This window comes from Streptomyces sp. NPDC053069 (genome assembly GCF_044546895.1).
GTDB lineage: Bacteria > Actinomycetota > Actinomycetes > Streptomycetales > Streptomycetaceae > Streptomyces.
The window spans coordinates 97827-116502 of sequence record NZ_JBITZN010000021.1 but is presented as its reverse complement, the minus strand read 5'-3'; the positions used below and the strand labels follow the sequence as shown (position 1 = coordinate 116502).

Here is an 18676-nt window from a genome sequence, read left to right as displayed (position 1 = left end):
AGCTTTAAAGATGAACATGCGTCACTTTCCGGAGTGCACAAGCAGGATCACGAGAAGAGATGGAGCCGAATCGCCTGTCGATACGTCTATTCGGCGACGTCCGTGCGACGACGCCGAAGTGACCGAAGTACAGGTGCAGGTGTGACGGAGGTGCAGGGCGATGGCCGGTTTCCGGAGTCTGGCGAGACAGGTACGCGATCCGGACTGCGATCTGGCACTGCGGCGGTACTCGCTGCGCAAGTGCCTTGAGAAGTTCGCCCCTTACGGGCATCGGGCGACCTGGGACCATCTGTGTTCCCGGGCGGGCTTCGGCCCCGAGGACCGCTCCCCCGACCCGGCGCGGCTCGTGGCCGCACTGGAGGAACTGGAGGAGGCACGGTCCGTCTGGCTCGCCTACGAGACGGAATTCACCGAGCGGCGCAGGAAGGAGAAGCACGACGGGCTGCGCAGGCCGGGCAGCGTGGACGACTGGCACCGGCTGACCTGGGGCGGCTTCGGGGTCGCCTGGTGCGACGACCCGCGGATCCACCCCGTCGAGCCGCTGGCGGAGGTACTGCGCAGGCTGATAGCCGCCCTGGAGCGGGAACCGGGCACGGGCTGCCCGGTGTGCGGCGGTGACCGCCTGGTCTGGCGGTACGGCCTGGACCACGAGCCGTCGTCCGGCCCGGTCTGCACGGACTGCGGCATCCTCGTGCCGCGCCCGGTGCTCACCCCGCAGGCACTGGAGTTCGCACGGCGGGAGCGGCTGCTGATGTCGGCCTGAGTGGTGTTCTCAACGGGGGGTGTTCCGGGGGGTGCGTAGGGGATGCCGCGCCCCCTGTTGTGCGGCGGCGGGGCCGTTGTCCGTGTGGCCCGGCACCATCGAGGCATGGTGCAGGTGTGTCTGAACGGAAGCCGTTCCGCGGCGGACGGTGTGAGCGTGCCGATGTCACCGCAGGACCTGGCCGAGTCCGCGGCTCGCGCCGTGGCGGCCGGAGCCACCTCCGTCCATGTCCACCCGAAGACACCGTGCGGGCACGACAGCCTCTCCCCGCGCGTCCTCGCGCCCACCCTGGCGGCGATCCGGTCGCGGGTGTCGGTGCCGGTCGGGGTGACGACCGGCGCCTGGGCCGAGCCCGACCCGATGGCACGGCTCGCCCGGGTGCGCAGCTGGTCCGTGCTGCCCGACTTCGCCTCGGTCAACTGGCATGAGCCGGGCGCCGAAGCGGTCGCCGGGCAGCTGCTCGCGCTGGGCGTGGGCGTGGAGGCGGGCATCCGGTCCGGCACCGACGCTGCGGCCAGGTTCGCCGCCTCGCCGCTCGGGCCGCGCGTGCTGCGGGTACTGGCCGAGGTGACCGACCCGGACCCGGCGACCGCCGGGGCATCGGCGCGGGCCCTGCTGGCCGAGCTGGGCACCGCCCACGGCCGGCCGGTGCTCCTGCACGGCGAGGAGGGCGGCACCTGGCCGGTGCTGCGGCTGGCCGGACGGCTGGGCCTCGCCACCCGGATCGGGCTGGAGGACACCCTGTTCCTGCCGGACGGCGGGCGCGCGGCGTCCAATGCCCAACTGGTCGCCCAGGGGCTGGTCCAGTACGGGTCGTTCCAGCGCTCGCCGTAGGAAGGGGCCGACGCTACCAGCCCCGAATCCGCTCGCTCCAGCCGATTCCCGTGTGGACAGTGGAGACGAGGAAACCGAACCGATGAACACGGGGAGTCCCATGTCCACCCTGCGGGTCACCGCCGAAGTGCTGACCGTCCACGAGCACCCGAACGCCGATGCGCTCGAACTGGCCCAGGTGGGCCTGTACCGGGCCGTCGTCGCCAAGGGCGCGTACCGCACCGGTGAGGCCGCCGTGTACATCCCCGAGCAGTCCGTGCTCCCGCCCGGGCTGATCGAGGAGCTGGGCCTGACCGGGCGGCTGGCGGGCGGTGAGGCCAACCGGGTCAAGGCGGTTCGGCTGCGCGGCGAGCTGTCGCAGGGCATCGTGTGCCGGCCGAGGGCGCTGGCGGACATCGACCTGGCGCGGGCGGCGGCCGAGGGGACGGACTTCGCCGAGCGGCTGGGTGTCACCAAGTGGGTGCCGCCGATCCCGCCGACCATGAACGGCGAGGTGGAGTCGGCACCGGACCTGCTGCCCTGGGTCGACATCGAGAACGTCCAGCGCTACCCGGACGTCTTCACGCCGGGCGAGCCGGTCGTCCTGACGGAGAAACTGCACGGTTCGGCGTGCCTGCTGACGTATGTCGCCGGCGAGGGACGGGTGTACGTGTCCTCCAAGGGCTTCGGCGCCAAGTCCCTTGCCCTGAAGGAGGATCCGCGGAACCTGTACTGGCGGGCGGTGCGCGGGCACGGCGTCGCCGAGGTCGCGGCGCGGCTGTGCGAGCGGCTGGGCGCGCGACGGGTCGGGATCTTCGGCGAGGTGTACGGCGCGGGGGTGCAGGACCTGTCGTACGGCGCGGACGGACGGCGGGACACGCTGGGGTACGCGGTGTTCGACGTCTCGGCGGAGCTGGACGGCGCCGTGCGGTGGCTGGACGCGGCAGCGTTGCTGGAGGGCGAGCTGCCGGTGGTGCCCCGGCTGTACACGGGGCCGTACGACATCGACCGGGTCCTGGAGTTCGCGAGCGGCCGGGAGACGGTGTCCGGGCGGGGGCTGCATCTGCGGGAGGGGGTGGTGATACGTCCCGCGGTCGAGCGCTACAGCGAGGTCACCGGGGGCCGGGCGATCGCCAAGGCGGTGAGCCCTGCGTACCTGACGCGGAAGGGCGGGACCGAGTTCGAGTGAGGCGCCGTCCGCGGGAGCGCCCCGTGAGGGGCGCGTGGTCAGCGCCCCTCGGCCAGCAGCCGGGACCCGGTGAGGCGTTCGCCGAACACGTCGTCCGGGTTGGACAGGACGCAGTTCTCCAGGGACAGGCACCCGCAGCCGATGCAGTCGGTCAGGTGGTCGCGCAGACGGTTCAGCTGCTTGATGCGTTCGTCGAGCTCCGAGCGCCACTTCTCCGACAACCGCGTCCAGTCCTCCCGGGTCGGCGTCCGTTCCTCGGGAAGCTCCGCCAGGGCGTCCCGGATCGTGGCCAGCGGGATGCCGACCCGCTGGGCCGCACGGACGAACGCGACCCGGCGCAGGGTGTCCCGGCTGTAGCGGCGCTGGTTGCCGGACGTGCGGCGGCTGCTGATCAGGCCCTTGGACTCGTAGAAGTGCAACGCGGAGACGGCGGCACCGCTGCGCGCGGACAACTGGCCTACGGTCAGTTCATGGACATTCTCGGGAATCTGCGGCACTCCTCAGAGCCTAGCGGCCCGGTCCATGTCGCGGTCCGTTGACAGGCGCCTCTCACCCGACCATGCTAAGCAGTCGCTTAGACACGCGAGTGAGACGCGAGTGAGACGCGAGCGAGAGGCCGGGAAGATGGCAGAACCGAGGATTTTCACCTCCCCCGACGAGCTGCGGGCGGCCGTCGGCGAGCAGCTGGGGTACACCGACTGGCTTGAGGTCGACCAGAAGCGCATCGACCTGTTCGCCGAGGCCACCGGCGACCACCAGTGGATCCACGTGGATCCGGAAAGGGCCGCCGCGGGGCCGTTCAGGACGACCATCGCGCACGGTTACCTGACCCTCTCGCTGCTTCCGCTCTTCGGCCCGCAGCTGATCCGGGTCGAGGGCGTGAAGATGGGCGTGAACTACGGCACGAACAAGGTCCGCTTCCCCTCCCCCGTGCCCGTCGGCTCCCGGCTGCGCGCCACCGCGAAGATCAGCGGCGTCGAGGACGTCACCGGCGGCGTCCAGGTGACCGTCGCCTTCACCGTGGAGCGCGAGGGCGGCGACAAGCCGGTGTGCGTCGCGGAGTCGGTGGCCCGGTACTACCTCTGAGCCCGGGGACCGCTACTTCACCCCGACCATCCGGAGCACGAGGTCGGCGTAGAGCGCGCCGACCTCCTCCGGGGTGCGGGGGCCGTTCACGGTGAACCAGCGGGCCACGTCGATGCACAGCGACAGCACGGCGAGGGTGGTGCCGTGCACGTCCGGCACGTCGAACTCGCCCGAGGCCACGCCGTCCTCGATGATCCCGCGCACCTGGGCGTCGACCTGGCGGCGCAGGGCGACGATCTCGGCGCGCGCCTCGGGGCCGAGGGCGTCGAGTTCGTACTGCACGACCCGCGCGGTGGTGCGCCGGCCCGCGTGCCAGCGGACGAAGGAGCTGACCGCGTCGGCCAGCCGCTCGGCCGCGGTGCCCTCCCGCTGCGAAGCCGTGCGCAGGATGTCGAGGGCCTTGTCGTGACCGATCCGGCTGATCCGGTGGAGCAGCTCTTCCTTGGTCTTGTAGTGGATGTAGAGCGCGGCCGGGCTCATGCCGGCGCGGCCCGCGATGTCGCGGGTCGTCGTCGCGTGGTAGCCGCGCTCGGCGAAGGCCTCCACGGCGGCGACGAGCAGCCGCCGGGCCGCATCAGGGGTGACCTCTTCCCACGGCTCCACTTCGCCGCCGGTCGTCTCCTCCGCCGTACTCATCGCTCGCTCGCCCCTCTCGATGACAGGGGCACCACCATACCGCCGACAGTGAGCGAGCGCTTAGTGCAGCCGCCCGGAGGAGTGCTCAGAACGCCGAAACGCCGGTGAGGGAACGTCCGATCAGCAGCTTCTGGATCTGACTGGTGCCCTCGTAGAGGGTCATCACGCGAGCGTCGCGCAAGAGTTTGCCGGCCGGGTACTCGTCGATGTAGCCGTAGCCGCCGAAGACCTGCAGGGCGTTGTTGGCGGCGCGGACGGCGGCCTCGGAGGCGAAGAGCTTGGCCTTGGAGGACTCGACGGCGAACGGCTGCCCGCGGTCGATCAGGTCGGCGACCCGCCAGGTGAGCAGCCGGGCGGCGTCCACGTCGACGGCGATGTCACTGATCAGCTCCTGCACCAGCTGGTGACGGGCGATGGGCTTGCCGAACTGCTCGCGCTCACCGGCGTACCGCACGGCCGCGTCCAGTGCGGCCCGGGCGATGCCGACGCAGCCCGCGGCCACCGACATCCGCCCCTTGGCCAGCGCGGACATGGCCACCGAGAAGCCCTTGCCCGCCTCGCCGAGCATCGCGGAGGCGGGCACGCGCACGTCCTGAAGGACCAGTTCAGCGGTGGCCTGGCCGCGCAGGCCGAGCTTGCCGTGGATGGGGCGGCGGGTCAGGCCCGGGGTGTCGGTGGGCACGAGGAAGGCGGACACCCCCTTGTGGCCGGGCGCGTCGGTGGAGCGCGCGAAGAGCAGGACGACGTCCGCCCATGTGCCGTTGGTGATGAACATCTTGGTGCCGTTGATGACGTAGTCGTCCCCGTCGCGTACGGCACGGGTGGTGAGGTTGCCCGCGTCGGAGCCGGTGCCGGGTTCGGTGAGGCCGAAGCAGCCGACGTACTCCCCCGCGGTCAGCCCCGGCAGCCAGCGCCGCTTCTGCTCCTCGTCGCCCCAGGCGGCGATGGTCTTGGCGACGAGACCGAGGGAGACGGAGACGATGCCGCGGACGGAGGAGTCCCCGCGGCCCAGCTCCTCCGTCACCAGGCAGTATGCGAGGTGGTCGCCGCCGGAGCCGCCGTACTCCTCGGCGATGGTCAGTCCGAGGAAACCGACCTCGCCGAGCTTCTTCACGATGCCCCGGTCGACCTCCTCGGCGCGGTCCCAGGCGATCACGTGGGGGGCGATCTCGCGCTCCACGAAGTCGCGGGCGAGCTGCCGTACGGCGGCCTGCTCCTCGCTCAGCTCCAGGTTCACCACGCGATCACCCCACACAGATCGGGATCCATCGAGGATCTTGAAAACCGTACATTTAAATTAGCACTGCTAGTTTCCTGTTCCCGCCCTACTATGTGCGCCATGGCCCGACCGCGCAAGCCCCTCCTCAGCACCGACCGGATCGTCGAGACAGCCCGGGAACTCGTGGACCGGGAGGGACTGGCGGCCGTCTCCACCCGTCGGCTCGCCGCCGAGCTCGGGGTGAGCGGGCCCTCGCTCTACAACCACTTCCGCACCAAGGACGAGATCCTGGAGGCGGTCGCCGACTCGGTGAGCGGCCTGGTGGACCTGTCGATGTTCGAGGACGGCCGCGAGTGGCGGACCGCGCTGCACGACTGGGCCCTCTCCTACCGCGCCGCCCTGCGCGACCACCCGAACATCGTCCCGGTCCTGGCCAGGGGCCCCGGGCGGCGGCCGGCCGCACTGCGCCTGGCCGACGCCGTGTACGGAGCGATGGTCGGCGCGGGCTGGCCCCCGGCCCAGGCGACCTCCATCGGCGCGCTGATGCGGTACTTCATCATGGGCTCCGCGCTCGGCTCCTTCGCCGGGGGCTTCGTGGACGACGCGAGCGCGTACGACCCCGCCGACTATCCCCACCTGGGCCAGGCCCATCTGCTCGCCGAGCAGCAGGAGAAGATCGACGAGCGGGCCTTCGAGACGGGACTGACGGCGCTGCTGGACGGGCTGGCGCAGCAGTACGAGCAGGTACGGCAGAGCGTGTGAGAACACTTCGGTGGGCACCGAAGCGCCGGTGCCGCATGCTGGCCGCATGACCACCAGGGACCCCCGGGCGGCCGGGCTCGCCTCGCTGGCGGCGCTGGTCGCCGACGAGACCCGGGCCGCGTGTCTGCTGGCGCTGCTCGACGGGCGGGCGTGGACCGCCGGTGAGCTGGCCCGGCATGCGGGGGTCGCCGCGTCGACGCTCAGCGAGCATCTGGGCAAGCTGGTGGCCGGCGGCCTGCTCGCGGAGGAGCGGCAGGGGCGGCACCGGTATGTACGGCTGGCCGACGCGCGTGTGGCGGGGCTCGTCGAGGATCTCGCCGCGCACATGCCTCCGGCGGCCGTACGGCCGCGTTCGCTGCGGGAGTCGAGCGCCGGGGCTGCGATGGCGCGGGGACGCACCTGTTACGACCACCTTGCGGGGCGGCTCGGGATCGCGGTCACGGATGCACTGACCCACCGGGGGCTGCTGCGGCAGGACACCGGGTTCGCGCTCACGGACGCGGGGGTGGAGTGGTTCCGGGCGGCGGGGATTCCCCTGGAGGTTCCGAGCCGGCGCCCGCTGGCCCGTGCCTGCCTGGACTGGACCGAGCGGCGGCCCCATCTCGCGGGGGCGGCGGGGGCCGCGCTGTGCCGGCATGCGCTGGATGCGGGGTGGTGTGTGCGGGTCGGCTCCGCGCGGGCGGTGAAGGTGACTCCGTCCGGTGAGCGGGAGTTCGCGCTGCTGCTGGGTATTTCGCCGGATTCGTTGCGGTGAGATCCGGCGTGGCGGTGCCCCGGTCCCGGGTTCGGCCGAGGCACCGTCACCTGAGCGTCAGAACACCACCAGCGCCCGGCCGCCCTTGCCCGCGAGCATGTTCTCGAAGGCGGCCGGGATGCCCTCCAGGGCGATCCGCTCGGTGACGAGCGCGGAGAGGTCCAGGCGGCCCTCCCGTACGTGCTCGGCGAGCACGGGCAGGTCGCGGGCGGGGTCGGTGTTGCCGTAGACACAGCCGGACAGGGTGCGGCCCCAGTGGAAGATCTCCAGGGCGTTGAAGGTGACCTCCTGGTCCTTGCCGCCGATGCCCACGACCGTCGTACGGCCGCCCCGGCGGGTGGAGTCCCAGGCCGCGCGGATCGACACCGCGCGGCCCACGCACTCCACCGAGACGTCCACGCCCTGCTTGCCGGTGAGGGCGCGGATCTCCCGAGGGGTGTTCTCGGTGGCGAGCACGTAGTCCGTCGCTCCCGCAGCCCGGGCCAGCCCCTCCTTCTCCGGGGAGACGTCGACCGCGATGATCCGGGAGGCGCCCGCTATGCGGGCCGACTGGAGGGCGGCGAGGCCGACTCCGCCCACGCCGAAGACGGCCACCGTCTCGCCCTGGCGGACCTGCGCCGAGTGGTGGACGGCGCCGTAGCCGGTGAGGACGGCGCAGCCGAGGAGGGCGGCGTCCACCAGCGGCACCCCCGCCGGCAGGGGCAGCACGCAGGACGCGGAGACGACCGTCTCCTCGGCGAACGCGGCCACGTTGAGGCCGGGGTGCAGGTCGGTGCCGTCGGTGGTACGGGCGTAGACCTCGGCGGCGCCGTTGAGGGCCTTCGCGCACAGCCAGACCTCGCCGAGCGTACAGGCGTGGCAACTCCCGCAGGAGGGAGCCCAGTTCAGGACGACAGGGTCGCCTTCGGCGATGTGTGCGACGCCCTCGCCGACGGCCACGACCGTGCCGGCGCCCTCATGGCCGAGGACGGCCGGGACCGGCACCCGCATGGTGCCGTTGGACAGGGACAGGTCGGAGTGGCAGACGCCGGCGGCGGCGAGGCGGACCCGGACCTGTCCGGGGCCCGGGTCGGGCAGGTCGATGCCGGTGATCTCCAGCGCGGCTCCGACGGCGGGCAGGACGGCGGCTCGTACGGCCATGACTCGCGTACTTCCTTAGAACTGGAGGGACTTGGTCTGCAGGTACTCGGCGAGTCCGTGCGCGCCGAGTTCCCGGCCGACCCCGGACTGCTTGTAGCCGCCGAAGGGGGCGAGGGGGTTGAACCGGCCGCCGTTGATGTCGACCTGACCGGTGTCCATACGGCGGGCGAAGGCCACCGCCTCGGCCTCGTCACCGGCCCAGACGGCACCCGCGAGGCCGTACACCGTGCCGTTGGCGATGCGCAGGGCGTCCTCCTCGTCCTCGTAGCGCAGGACGGACAGGACCGGGCCGAAGATCTCCTCCTGGGCGATCGTCATCTCGGGCGTCACGTCCGCGAAGACGGTCGGAGCGATGAAGTAGCCGGTCTCGCGCGGGGATGCGGGGCCGCCTGCGACCAGGCGGGCGCCCTCGGCGATGCCCTTCTCGATGTAGCCGCGCACCCGCGCCCGCTGCCTGGCGCTGACCACGGGGCCGATCCGGTCGGCGTACTTGGCGGCGGCCGTCGCGGCCAGCTCGACGGCCTCGTCGTACTGGTCGCGGTGGACCAGCATGCGGGTCCAGGCGCTGCACGTCTGGCCCGAGTTGGACATCACGTTGGCGACCCCGACGTTCACCGCCTTGGCGAGGTCGGCGCTCGGCAGGATGACGTTGGCGGACTTGCCGCCGAGTTCGAGGGCCACCTTCTTGACGGCCGCGCCCGCCACCGCGCCGATCTGTCTGCCGACCGCCGTGGAGCCGGTGAAGGACACCAGGTCCACGCCCGGGTGCTCGGCGAGGGCCTGGCCGGCGACCGGGCCGAGGCCGGTGACCAGGTTGAACACGCCGGCCGGCACGCCCGCCTCATCGACGGCCTCGGCGAACAGCTGGGCGGTGAGAGGGGTGTCCTCGGCGGGCTTGAGGACGACCGTGCAGCCGGCGGCGAGCGCCGGGGCCACCTTGGCGACGATCTGGTGGAGGGGATAGTTCCAGGGGGTGATCGCGCCGACCACGCCGATCGGCTCGTGCAGGACGGTGGAGTTGCCGACCTTCTCCTCGAAGGAGTGGGCGGCGGCCAGCTCGGCGTAGGAGCCGGCCACCGCGATCGGCACGGCCGCGTGCACGGCCTGGGAGAACTGCGGCGGGGAGCCCAGCTCTTCGGTGACGGTCTCGGCGATCTCGTCCTTGCGGGCCACGAGGACGTCCCGGAGGGCGGTCAGGCGTGCGGCGCGCTCGGCCGGGGGCGTGGCCGCCCAGGCGGGAAGGGCGGCGCGGGCCGCACGGACGGCCGTGTCCACGTCCAGCGCACCGCCCGCCGGGACCCGGGCGACGACCTGCTCGTCGGCCGGGTTCACGACCTCGATGACATCGGTGCTCTCGGCGGGGCGCCAGGCGCCGTCGATGTACAGGCCGTCGTGTGCCTTCATGCTGCTTCCTCCCCGGCGGGTGTGCGTCGTCCGGCACACAAACTAGCGGCGTTAGTTTTTCAGCGCCAGACGTACCAGGACATCATCGCCGGGGCGGCCGGCGCTCACGCACCGGGTCGGCGGCCCGCCGGGTCACCCGACCACGGCCAGGCGCGTCACCCGGGCACGGCCAGGCGCGTCACTTGGTCGCGCTCAGGTGGGCGAAGACCACCACGTTGCTGGTGTAGCCGGTCCGCCGGCTGTAGAGGCCGCCGCAGGTCAGCACGCGCAGCTCCGGTCGCCCGACCGGGCCGTAGACCTCCTTGTCCGGGAAGCCCGCCTTGTCGAAGACCTTCATCCGGTCCACGGTGTAGACGGCGGTGCGGCCGTCGGCGCGCTTGACCTCGATGAGCTTGCAGGGTTTGACCTGGGCGAGCGTGGCGAAGACGGCCGGGCCGGTCATGGTGTCCCGGTGGCCGACGGCGATGGCGGTGCCGGACTCACCCGGCGTGGGGCCGCCCTCGTACCAGCCGACCAGCTTGGGCCTGTCCACCGGCGGAGTCTCCAACTGCCGTTCGCTGTCGAGTCCGAGGCCCGTGATCGGGGCGTCGACGCCCAGGAAGGGGATGCGGAAGGACGTCGGCCGGGACCGGGGCAGTGGTCGGGGCGGGGGCCCGGAGGGGGGCTTGCAGGATTCCTCCCCGCTCGCGCCCCCTGCGCCGGCGGCCGCCACCGCGTCCGGGTCGTCCGCCCGGCCGGCCCCGGGATGCCCGCCCCACCACCGGTTCCCCGCCGCCACGAGGACGGTCACCAGCAGGGCCGTCCTGGCGAGGCGGTAGGCACGGGTCCGGTACCAGGGCCTGCGTCTGCGCCTACGCGGCACCATGGGGCCGCCGGCGGATCAGCCGGACATACGCGACACCGCTGACCGCGACCAGGCCCACGGCCGCCGCGGCGGCCAGCGGCGAGTATCCCGCGGCCGTGTCGATGAGACCGCCACCGCCCGCGTGCACACCGCCCTTCGGCGGGTCGTGGTCGCCCCCCTGGCCCCAGCCGGGACCGTCCTGCTGGTGGTCCTGGTGGTCCTGGTGGTCCTCGATCTGCCCGTTGGGACCGTGCGCCGGGTCGTTGTGGTCGTCGTGGCAGTTGACGCGGAAGAGCTTCTCCTTGACGGCGCCCGCCGCGACCCAGGTGAGCCTGTACTGCCCGTCGGTCAGGCTGATCGGGTCGGTGTGCCCGGCACCCTCGGCGAGCTGGATGATGCCGGTGACGGTGGACGCCGAGGGCAGCGGGGGCTGGGCCTGGATGATGTAGGCGATGTTGGGCAGGATGTCGAAGTTGACGGCGTCGAGGTAGAACCTGCAGACCACCGGGTCGTCCTTCGAGACACCGTAGGGCACGCCCTCGCGGTGCACCCTGATGTCGCCGTTCGCCCCCTGGGCCACCGCGTTCGGCGCCGTTACCCATGACGCGCCCGCCACGGCGAGGGCGGTGAGGACGATTGTGGCGCCCGCGCGGGAGCCGACGGCACGTGGGAGTGTCAGGCTGGGCATGCGCAATCCTCCGCGAGTTCAGACGATTTTCATACAAATCGCTCTTTCGTCTGAACTCTCCGTCATACGCGACGCCCGCCCGGGCATCGACGCCCGGCGCGCCGTCAGATATCGCTCGTGCGGCGCAACACCGGGCATCGGGGCACCGCCCCCGCGGTCGTCGGCGCCCTGCTCGGCCTCCGTGCCGGCGCCACGATCGCCTGTCGTGTCGGACGATGCCGAGGAGGACCACGCGGGGACGAGCACGAGCGCCGCGATCGGCGACATCTTCTTCAGCATGATCAGGACCAGGAAGGTCGCGATCAAATGCAGGTCACAGGCTTGCGGTGAGATGGACGGGGATGCCGTTCAGGACAGCGTTGCCCGAGAGCGGGTCGAGGAGGCTGCCGTCGAGGAGCTGGTTGACGTTGACGCCAGGGGCCTTCACGGCGTGGCTCAGCCGGGTTCCGGCGCGGTCGTGACCCCAGCCGTGCGGCAGGCTCACCACCCCGGGCCGTACGGCGTCGGTGACCTCGGCCGGGGCCACCACCTCTCCCCCGGCGCCCTTGACGCGGACGTCCGCCCCGTCCCGGACGCCGAGCCGGGCCGCGTCCTGCGGGTGGATGTGCAGGGTGCAGCGGTTGGAGCCGCCGGTGAGGGCGGGCACGTTGTGCATCCAGCTGTTGTTGGAGCGGAGGTGCCGGCGGCCGACGAGGACCAGCCCCTCGGGGCGCTCCCGCAGAGCCGCACGCAGCCGGGGCAGGTCGGCGGCGATCGGGTCGGGCAGCAGCTCGACCTTGCCGCTGCGGGTCTTCAGCGGCTGGGGCAGGCGCGGGCGCAGCGGGCCGAGATCGATGCCGTGCGGGTGCGCGAGGAGCCTCGCCAGGGTGAGCCCGTCGGCCCGGGCGCCGAAGCCGTCGCCGTACGGGCCGAGGCGGAGCATCAGGTCGAGCCGCCGCTCGGGGCCGGTCTCCCCGGTGAGCTGACCGGCGAGTTCCTTCGGGTCGCGGCCGTGGACCGGTGAGTGCTGCTCCGACACGGCCTTGCCGAGGGTCTGGTCGATGACCATGGCGTCGACGACGGACGGGTCGGCACCGTGCATGCCGGTGGCGGCCAGGATCAGCCGGGCGAGGATCTCGGACTCGGCCATGCGGCCGGGCTCCAGCGGGACGGCGGGGCGGGTGTAGCGGACCTGGTTGCGTACGGCGAGGGTGTTGAAGGCGAAGTCGTGGTGCGGGCTCTGGGAGGGCGGGGGCGGGGGCAGTACGACGTGGGCGTGGCGCGAGGTCTCGTTCAGGTAGGGGTCGACGCTGACCATGAAGTCCAGGGACTGAAGCGCCTTGTCGAGGCGGTCGCCGTCGGGTGCGGACAGCACCGGGTTGGCGGCCACCACGATCAGCGCGCGGACCGGCTCGCCCTCGTCGGTGGCGGTGTCGATCTCCTCGGCGAGCGCGGAGAGCGGCAACTCCCCCTTGACCTCGGGCAGTTGACGCACCCGGGAGCGCCAGCGGCCGAGCGTGAAGCCGCGGCCCGGACCCGCCGGCCGGGGCGTCCTGTCGGTGGCGGCCTGCGGGAAGAGGGCGCCGCCGGGGCGGTCCAGATTGCCGGTGAGGATGTTGAGGACGTCCACCAGCCAGCTTGCCAGGGTGCCGTGCGGGACGGTGCAGCTGCCGATGCGGGCGTAGACGGCGGCGGTGGGGGCGGCGGCCAGTTCGCGGGCGAGGGTGCGGATGACGTCCGCGTCCAGGTCACAGGCCCCGGCGACGGCTTCGGGGGTGAAGTCCCGCAGGGCGGCGCGCAGTTCCTCGACGCCGACGACATGCGCGCCCAGGTCCTCCAGGTCGGCCAGCCCCTCCTCGAACAGCACGGTCGCCATCCCCGCGAGCAGCAGGGCATCGGCGCCGGGGCGGATCGCCAGGTGCCGGTCGGCGAGCTTCGCGGTACGGGTGCGGCGCGGGTCCACCACGGTCAGGTGACCGCCGCGGGCCTTGAGCGCCTTCAGCTTGCCGGGGAAGTCCGGGGCGGTGCACAGGCTGCCGTTGGACTCCAGGGGGTTGGCGCCGATGAGGAGCAGGTGGTCGGTGTGGTCCAGGTCCGGTACGGGGATGGCGTTGGCGTCGCCGAAGAGGAGCCCGCTGGAGACGTGTTTGGGCATCTGGTCGACCGTGGAGGCGGTGAACAGGCTGCGGGTGCGCAGACCGGCGAGGAGGACCGGTGGGTAGAGGGCGCCGGCCATGGTGTGCACGTTGGGGTTGCCGAGGACCACGCCGACGGAGTCCGGGCCGCACGCCTCCACGACCGGGCGCAGACCGGCGGCGACCGCGTCGAACGCCTCCTGCCAGGTGGCCTCGCGCAGTTCGCCGTCCCGGCGGACGAGCGGCGTGCGCAACCGGTCGGGGTCGGAGTCGACGGCCGCGAAGGAGGCGCCCTTGGGGCAGATGAACCCCTTGCTGAAGACGTCCTCGCGGTCGCCCCGGGCGCCGGTGACGCGGGTGCCTTCGATGCTGAGGGTCAGGCCGCAGGTGGCCTCGCACAGGGGGCATATGCGCAGGGCGGTGCGGGACACGGGTCCTCCCGGGGGGTCGGCGGCGGTGCCGGTGGGCGCGGACGGCTCGGGGTGAGCATACCGACCGGTATGCATGGAGGGGAGGTCTTCCCGTGCGGGGATTTCGGGCGGAGGTCAGTCGAGCACGCGCGCCAGGTACGCCCGCAGCAGCTCCCGTGTCTCCGTGATGATCGCCTCGTCCCCGTCCGGGTCGGTCCGGAAGGCCAGCTGGACGAGGGTGTCCGCGCTCTCCACGGCGACCAGGAAGACCCGGCGCAGCTCGGCGTCGGGGGTGCGGTCCAGATGGCCGGAGAGCAGCTTGGTGAGCCGGTCGGCGACGCGGGTGTTGGGCTCGGCCTGGCGGACGCCGACCGGTATCTGGTTGCCGAAGTCGACCAGGGAGAAGCCGGGCGCGGTGCGCTTCATGGCCAGGTACTCGTCGAGGACCGCGTCCATCGCGGCCCGCCAGTCGCCCTTGTGCGCCTTCTTCAGCCGCTCGGTGACGCGCTCGGTGTACCACTCCAGGTTGCGCTGGGCGAGGGCGTCGGCCATCTGCCGCTTGTTGCCGAAGAACCGGTAGACGGAGCCGATGGGCACACCGGCGCGCAGGGCGACCGCGCGGGTGCTCAGGGCGTCGTAGCCGACCTCGTCGAGGAGTTCGGCGCAGGCGTCGAGGATCCTGGTCAGCCGTTCGGCACTGCGCCGCTGGACCGGCGCGCGGCGGAGCGATGTCGCATGGGGCACGGACTTCATGATGCCTCTCCGCCGCGGTCGGGTGAACCTCACCCTCCCGTACGGACACGGTTGGCCGGTGCACTCATTTCCCGGTGGCCGGGGTCGTCGTACCGGACGACACCGGCGCCGCCTGCGAGACCGTTATGTCGGCGGTGCTCTGCACCGGTTCGCCGTGTACGGCCCACACGGTGCCGTCGTCGGCGTACAGGCGCGCGGTGACGTGGTGGGTGCCGTGCGGGACGAGGCGGTCGGGGAGACGGAACCGGGGGAAGCGCAGCCGGGTGACCCGGCGACCGTCGACGAAAAGGTGGGCGAGCCCGCGTCCGGTGACCGCCGCCGGCCGGGTACCGGGCGCGGAGCAGCGGAACCGGTGGAAGGTCAGCCGGACGTCCCAGCCGCCGCCCGTGTGCGGGGTCACTTCGACACCGACCTGGGGCGCGTTCTTCGGGTCGACCTCGCGCAGGTGCCGGCCGGTGCCGTCGGTGGCGTCCAGGACCTTGCCGACGGGCGAGGGCGAGATGGTGCCGGCCCGGGAGTGACCGCTCGTGCAGCCCGCCGCGCCGAGCGGCAGCAGGACGCACGCCGCGAGCACGGCGAGCGTTCTGCGGATCCATGACGTCATGAGCATGCCCAGGAGGGTAGAACAACGCCCCGGTGCACCGAATCCGCCTCAAGTCGGGTTCCGGCCACTCCGTGGAGTCCCTCGGACGTAGTACCCCTGCCCCCTTGCGCCCGCCTGCGCTCATTCCTACGGTGTTGCATAGGAATCAGGGAGCGCAAGGGAGCGATCATGAGCGGGGACGCACGGAAGACCGCCGAGGGGCTGTCGTATCTGACCGGGTTCGGCAATGAACACGCCTCGGAGGCGGTGCCGGGCGCCCTGCCCGAGGGCCGCAATTCGCCTCAGCGGGCACCGCTCGGGCTGTACGCGGAGCAGCTGAGCGGTACGGCGTTCACCGAGCCGCGGGCGCACAACCGCCGCTCCTGGCTGTACCGCATCCGCCCCTCGGCCGCGCACCCGGCGTTCACCCGCACCGACAACGGCGCGATCCGCACGGCCCCCTTCACCGAGACCGTGCCCGACCCCAACCGGCTGCGCTGGAACCCGCTGCCCGAGCCGCCCGCGGGCACCGACTTCCTGGCCGGCCTGTGGACGCTCGGCGGCAACGGCGACGCGACCCAGCGCACCGGGATGGCCGTGCACCTGTACCACGCCAACGCGTCGATGGAGCGGGTCTTCTCCGACGCCGACGGCGAGCTGCTGATCGTGCCGGAGCGCGGCGGGCTGCTGCTGCACACCGAGTTCGGCCGGCTCCATGTGGAGCCCGCACATGTGGCGCTGATCCCGCGTGGGGTGCGCTTCCGTGTGGAGCTGCTGGACACTGCATCGGACGGCGGGCAGAGCCCGACGGCGCGCGGCTATGTGTGCGAGAACTACGGAGCGCCGTTCCAGCTCCCCGACCTCGGCCCGATCGGTGCCAACGGCCTCGCCAACGCCCGGGACTTCCGGGCGCCGGTGGCCGCGTACGAGGATGTGACCGGCCCGGTGGAGGTCGTGAACAAGTACTGCGGCAACCTCTGGACGGCCACCTACGACCACTCCCCGCTCGACGTGGTCGCCTGGCACGGCAACCATGTGCCGTACGTCTATGACCTTCGCCGTTTCAATGTGATCGGCACCATCTCCTACGACCATCCCGACCCGTCCATCTTCACGGTCCTGACCTCTCCGTCGGACACCCCCGGCCTGGCGGGCGTCGACTTCGTCGTGTTCGCGCCGCGCTGGCTGGTGGGCGAGGACACCTTCCGGCCGCCGTACTTCCACCGGAACGTGATGAGCGAGTACATGGGCCTGATCGAGGGCGCCTACGACGCGAAGGCGGAAGGGTTCGTGCCCGGCGGTGGCTCGCTGCACAACATGATGTCGGCGCACGGACCGGACCGGGAGACGTTCGACCGGGCGAGCGCGGCCGAGCTGAAGCCGCAGAAGGTCGACGACGGGCTGGCGTTCATGTTCGAGACCCGCTGGCCGGTGACCCTCACCCCGCACGCGGCCGGCGCCGACCACCTCCAGCAGCGCTACGACGACGTGTGGCAGGGGCTGGAGCGCCATTTCCGCGCGTGACGCCACCTGTGTTGCGTCGCACGCTCATCGACAGGTACGGATAGCCGCGTGACCTCCTTCGCCCCGGATTCGATCGTCCTGAACCGCAAGCTGCCGCTGTGGTACCAGGTCTCGCAGTCGCTGCGCGCCTCGATACTCGGCCGCTCCCCCGAGGACCCGCTGCGGCTGCCCACGGAGGAGCAGCTGGCGGAGCACTACGGCGTGAGCGTGCTGACCATGCGGCAGGCGCTGAAGGAGCTGGAGGACGAGGGGCTGATCAGCCGGCACCGGCGGCGCGGCACGTTCATCGAGCCGGACGCCCGGCGGGGCGCACCGGTCCGCCTGCTCGGCTCGGTGGACGCGATCGTGGCCCAGCAGTCCGGCATGACGACGGAGCTGCTGGACCACGGCCCGGTGCCCGTGCCGCCCGGTCTCGCCGAGTACTTCCCCGACCTCGCGGAGGTGGCGGCGTACCACCGCCTGCGCTGCGACGAGAAGACGGGCGAGCCGACCAACCACGCCGTCAACCACATCCGCCCCGAACTCGCCACGGCCATCGACCTGGACGATCTGATCCGCTGGCCGATGACCAAGGTGCTGCGGGATGTGGTCGGGGCCGACATCAGCCGCATCACTGACACGGTGGAGGCGCGGCTCGCGGATCCGGAGACGGCACGGCTGCTCCAGGTCCCGCTGCTCAGCCCGATCCTGCACTACACCGGCGTGACGTACGACGCCGAGGGCAGGGTGCTGGACGTGGCGGTCATCCACTACCGGGGGGACCGGTTCTCGTTCACCGTCACCCTGGACGCGACCTGACACCTCTTCTGCGTCAGGTCGTACGATGCCCTGCGTGACGCACGACGACGCTCCGCTGCTGGCGGACCTCATGCCGTGGTCCGTCGCACCGCTGCGGCCGGGCCGCGCCTGGCCGACGGCACCGGATGCCGGCTCTCTGAAGGCCCGCTGGGACGCCCTGCTGAAGGCCGAGGGCCCGCACCGGCAGACCCTGTTCGGGCCGACCCGCTCCCGGACCCTCGACTCGGCGGTGGGTCAACTGCCCGGCCAGTCCACCGGCACCGAGCGGCTGGCCCGCGCCGAGGGTCCCTGCGCTGAGCCGGTCCGCGTCCTGGCGGCGGCCTTCGACGAGCAGTGGCTGATCCCGGACCACCGGCTGATCGACACGGCCCGCCCGGAACTGTGGCGGGTGGCGGACGGACACCAGGTCTTCACGGTGGAGACGGGCGACGCGGACACACCGCTGCTGGCCACCTCGCTGCTGCCCGCTCTCCGCCCCGGCCGCGTCCGCCCCCTCTGGCGCCGCCCCGGCGCCGCCGAACCGAACCTCGCCCCGGGCCTGCTGGACCACCTCTCCTCCCGTCTGTCCGACCGTCCCACGGCGCCGGACGTGCTGGCGTGGATCCTGGCGACGATCCGTCCGGACCTCACCGTGCCGCTCACCCATGACACCGGTCTGTGGCGGGCCGGCGTCGAGCTGGGGCACCGCATGCTGTGGCTGATGCGCCGCGACGGCGAACGTCCCAAGCTGCCGGGGGGCCGCCGCCCCTACGTCCGCGCACCGCTGCCGGCCCGGCCGCTCACCCTGCACTACGACGAGGAGGAAGAAACCCTCCACCTGGACGAGGGCCGCATCTCCCCCGTCCCGCCGCAGGCCTGGGCCTACGAGGTGGCCGGAGTCCGGGTCCTGGAGTCCTGGTTCACGGCCCGCACCGCCCCGGCCGATCCCGGCACCCTCACCGCGATCCGTCCGGCGACCTGGCCGCAGCCCTGGACGTCGGAACTCCTCGAACTGATCACGGTCCTTGCCCTGCTGGCGGAAGTCCGCCCGCAGCGGGCCGGCTTGAAGGTGACGTCAGCGGTCACCGGGAGCGAGCTGCGCGAGGCGGGCGTCCTGCCGGTACCGGCCTCCGCCCGCCGCCCCGCCTCGGTCCTGGGCCACCACGAGGAGGGCCCGGAGGGCCAGTTCGCCCTGATCTGACGGCGACGCGCAGCGA

20 protein-coding genes are annotated in these 18676 nt (G+C 72.3%); 9 read left to right on the top strand and 11 right to left on the bottom strand.

The window, feature by feature from the left end; translation table 11 throughout:
• The first annotated feature begins 160 nt into the window (after window positions 1–160).
• The 3 genes from ACIGXP_RS36275 (at window position 161) to ACIGXP_RS36265 (ending at window position 2765) form a co-directional block, all read left to right on the top strand.
• Window positions 161–763 (top strand): hypothetical protein, encoded by a 603-nt coding sequence (locus ACIGXP_RS36275; RefSeq protein WP_363214978.1) that lies wholly within the window; start codon window positions 161–163, stop codon window positions 761–763.
• 105 nt (window positions 764–868) lie between these two features.
• Window positions 869–1597, top strand: a complete 729-nt coding sequence (locus ACIGXP_RS36270) for a 3-keto-5-aminohexanoate cleavage protein (protein ID WP_399775725.1) — start codon at window positions 869–871, stop codon at window positions 1595–1597.
• 100 nt (window positions 1598–1697) lie between these two features.
• The gene (locus tag ACIGXP_RS36265) at window positions 1698–2765 is read left to right on the top strand and encodes an RNA ligase (ATP) (protein WP_399775800.1); all 1068 of its coding nucleotides are present in this window, start codon (window positions 1698–1700) and stop codon (window positions 2763–2765) included.
• A 38-nt stretch (window positions 2766–2803) separates the two neighbouring features.
• Here the strand turns inward: ACIGXP_RS36265 and soxR are convergent, their stop codons facing one another.
• Window positions 2804–3262: a redox-sensitive transcriptional activator SoxR gene (gene soxR, locus ACIGXP_RS36260; protein WP_363214980.1), complete on the bottom strand. Its 459-nt coding sequence runs from the start codon at window positions 3260–3262 to the stop codon at window positions 2804–2806.
• Between the two features lie 127 nt (window positions 3263–3389).
• On the opposite strand from soxR, the gene ACIGXP_RS36255 reads away from it, so the two are divergent.
• Window positions 3390–3851 (top strand): MaoC family dehydratase, encoded by a 462-nt coding sequence (locus ACIGXP_RS36255; protein ID WP_399775723.1) that lies wholly within the window; start codon window positions 3390–3392, stop codon window positions 3849–3851.
• Between the two features lie 12 nt (window positions 3852–3863).
• Here the strand turns inward: ACIGXP_RS36255 and ACIGXP_RS36250 are convergent, their stop codons facing one another.
• Together ACIGXP_RS36250 and ACIGXP_RS36245 are read right to left on the bottom strand one after the other, a co-directional pair.
• Complete coding sequence (locus ACIGXP_RS36250; protein ID WP_363214982.1) at window positions 3864–4487, bottom strand: TetR/AcrR family transcriptional regulator; 624 nt, start codon at window positions 4485–4487, stop codon at window positions 3864–3866.
• Window positions 4488–4572: 85 nt separating this feature from the next.
• Window positions 4573–5724: an acyl-CoA dehydrogenase family protein gene (locus ACIGXP_RS36245; RefSeq protein WP_399775799.1), complete on the bottom strand. Its 1152-nt coding sequence runs from the start codon at window positions 5722–5724 to the stop codon at window positions 4573–4575.
• 102 nt (window positions 5725–5826) lie between these two features.
• Here ACIGXP_RS36245 and ACIGXP_RS36240 point away from each other — a divergent pair, with 102 nt between their 5' ends.
• Window positions 5827–6468, top strand: a complete 642-nt coding sequence (locus ACIGXP_RS36240) for a TetR/AcrR family transcriptional regulator (protein ID WP_399775720.1) — start codon at window positions 5827–5829, stop codon at window positions 6466–6468.
• A gap of 46 nt (window positions 6469–6514) precedes the next feature.
• Window positions 6515–7222, top strand: a complete 708-nt coding sequence (locus ACIGXP_RS36235; protein WP_363214984.1) for a winged helix-turn-helix domain-containing protein — start codon at window positions 6515–6517, stop codon at window positions 7220–7222.
• A 57-nt stretch (window positions 7223–7279) separates the two neighbouring features.
• Here the strand turns inward: ACIGXP_RS36235 and ACIGXP_RS36230 are convergent, their stop codons facing one another.
• The 8 genes from ACIGXP_RS36230 to ACIGXP_RS36195 all read right to left on the bottom strand — a co-directional run bounded on the left by ACIGXP_RS36230 (window position 7280) and on the right by ACIGXP_RS36195 (window position 15185).
• Window positions 7280–8362 (bottom strand): Zn-dependent alcohol dehydrogenase, encoded by a 1083-nt coding sequence (locus ACIGXP_RS36230; protein WP_399775718.1) that lies wholly within the window; start codon window positions 8360–8362, stop codon window positions 7280–7282.
• 15 nt (window positions 8363–8377) lie between these two features.
• A complete protein-coding gene (locus ACIGXP_RS36225; RefSeq protein WP_399775716.1) occupies window positions 8378–9766 on the bottom strand; it encodes an aldehyde dehydrogenase family protein in 1389 nt (462 codons plus the stop codon).
• 178 nt (window positions 9767–9944) lie between these two features.
• The gene (locus ACIGXP_RS36220) at window positions 9945–10631 is read right to left on the bottom strand and encodes a class F sortase (RefSeq protein ID WP_399775715.1); all 687 of its coding nucleotides are present in this window, start codon (window positions 10629–10631) and stop codon (window positions 9945–9947) included.
• Window positions 10618–11298, bottom strand: coding sequence for a hypothetical protein (locus tag ACIGXP_RS36215; RefSeq protein WP_399775713.1), 681 nt, complete (start codon window positions 11296–11298; stop codon window positions 10618–10620). Before ACIGXP_RS36215 ends, ACIGXP_RS36220 begins: the two co-directional genes overlap by 14 nt.
• A gap of 18 nt (window positions 11299–11316) precedes the next feature.
• Entirely contained in the window at window positions 11317–11604 is a 288-nt protein-coding gene (locus ACIGXP_RS36210; RefSeq protein WP_399775711.1) for a hypothetical protein, read from the bottom strand.
• 7 nt (window positions 11605–11611) lie between these two features.
• On the bottom strand, window positions 11612–13843 hold the full coding sequence (locus tag ACIGXP_RS36205; protein WP_399775709.1) for a molybdopterin oxidoreductase family protein: 2232 nt from the start codon (window positions 13841–13843) through the stop codon (window positions 11612–11614).
• Between the two features lie 114 nt (window positions 13844–13957).
• Window positions 13958–14575 (bottom strand): TetR/AcrR family transcriptional regulator, encoded by a 618-nt coding sequence (locus ACIGXP_RS36200; RefSeq protein ID WP_363214991.1) that lies wholly within the window; start codon window positions 14573–14575, stop codon window positions 13958–13960.
• Window positions 14576–14639: 64 nt separating this feature from the next.
• Window positions 14640–15185, bottom strand: coding sequence for a hypothetical protein (locus ACIGXP_RS36195; protein ID WP_363214992.1), 546 nt, complete (start codon window positions 15183–15185; stop codon window positions 14640–14642).
• A gap of 162 nt (window positions 15186–15347) precedes the next feature.
• Here ACIGXP_RS36195 and hmgA point away from each other — a divergent pair, with 162 nt between their 5' ends.
• The 3 genes from hmgA to ACIGXP_RS36180 are packed head-to-tail and all read left to right on the top strand — an operon-like array spanning window position 15348 to window position 18660.
• Complete coding sequence (gene hmgA, locus ACIGXP_RS36190) at window positions 15348–16682, top strand: homogentisate 1,2-dioxygenase (protein ID WP_399775707.1); 1335 nt, start codon at window positions 15348–15350, stop codon at window positions 16680–16682.
• A gap of 48 nt (window positions 16683–16730) precedes the next feature.
• Window positions 16731–17480 carry a GntR family transcriptional regulator gene (locus ACIGXP_RS36185; RefSeq protein WP_399775705.1) on the top strand — a complete coding sequence of 250 codons (750 nt, stop codon included), beginning with the start codon at window positions 16731–16733 and terminating at the stop codon, window positions 17478–17480.
• A 25-nt stretch (window positions 17481–17505) separates the two neighbouring features.
• Window positions 17506–18660, top strand: coding sequence for a type ISP restriction/modification enzyme (locus ACIGXP_RS36180; protein WP_399775703.1), 1155 nt, complete (start codon window positions 17506–17508; stop codon window positions 18658–18660).
• Window positions 18661–18676 lie beyond the last annotated feature (16 nt).

Bases quoted from the DNA above. Each gene is read 5' to 3' on its own strand.
- ACIGXP_RS36240 (WP_399775720.1), top strand. From the start codon at position 5,827: ATGGCCCGACCGCGCAAGCCCCTCCTCAGCACCGACCGGATCGTCGAG.
- ACIGXP_RS36275 (WP_363214978.1), top strand. From the start codon at position 161: ATGGCCGGTTTCCGGAGTCTGGCGAGACAGGTACGCGATCCGGACTGC.
- ACIGXP_RS36270 (WP_399775725.1), top strand. From the start codon at position 869: ATGGTGCAGGTGTGTCTGAACGGAAGCCGTTCCGCGGCGGACGGTGTG.
- ACIGXP_RS36255 (WP_399775723.1), top strand. From the start codon at position 3,390: ATGGCAGAACCGAGGATTTTCACCTCCCCCGACGAGCTGCGGGCGGCC.
- ACIGXP_RS36200 (WP_363214991.1), bottom strand. From the start codon at position 14,575: ATGAAGTCCGTGCCCCATGCGACATCGCTCCGCCGCGCGCCGGTCCAG.
- hmgA (WP_399775707.1), top strand. From the start codon at position 15,348: ATGAGCGGGGACGCACGGAAGACCGCCGAGGGGCTGTCGTATCTGACC.
- ACIGXP_RS36180 (WP_399775703.1), top strand. From the start codon at position 17,506: ATGCCCTGCGTGACGCACGACGACGCTCCGCTGCTGGCGGACCTCATG.
- ACIGXP_RS36225 (WP_399775716.1), bottom strand. From the start codon at position 9,766: ATGAAGGCACACGACGGCCTGTACATCGACGGCGCCTGGCGCCCCGCC.
- ACIGXP_RS36265 (WP_399775800.1), top strand. From the start codon at position 1,698: ATGTCCACCCTGCGGGTCACCGCCGAAGTGCTGACCGTCCACGAGCAC.
- ACIGXP_RS36235 (WP_363214984.1), top strand. From the start codon at position 6,515: ATGACCACCAGGGACCCCCGGGCGGCCGGGCTCGCCTCGCTGGCGGCG.
- ACIGXP_RS36215 (WP_399775713.1), bottom strand. From the start codon at position 11,298: ATGCCCAGCCTGACACTCCCACGTGCCGTCGGCTCCCGCGCGGGCGCC.
- ACIGXP_RS36195 (WP_363214992.1), bottom strand. From the start codon at position 15,185: ATGCTCATGACGTCATGGATCCGCAGAACGCTCGCCGTGCTCGCGGCG.
- ACIGXP_RS36220 (WP_399775715.1), bottom strand. From the start codon at position 10,631: ATGGTGCCGCGTAGGCGCAGACGCAGGCCCTGGTACCGGACCCGTGCC.
- ACIGXP_RS36230 (WP_399775718.1), bottom strand. From the start codon at position 8,362: ATGGCCGTACGAGCCGCCGTCCTGCCCGCCGTCGGAGCCGCGCTGGAG.
- ACIGXP_RS36250 (WP_363214982.1), bottom strand. From the start codon at position 4,487: ATGAGTACGGCGGAGGAGACGACCGGCGGCGAAGTGGAGCCGTGGGAA.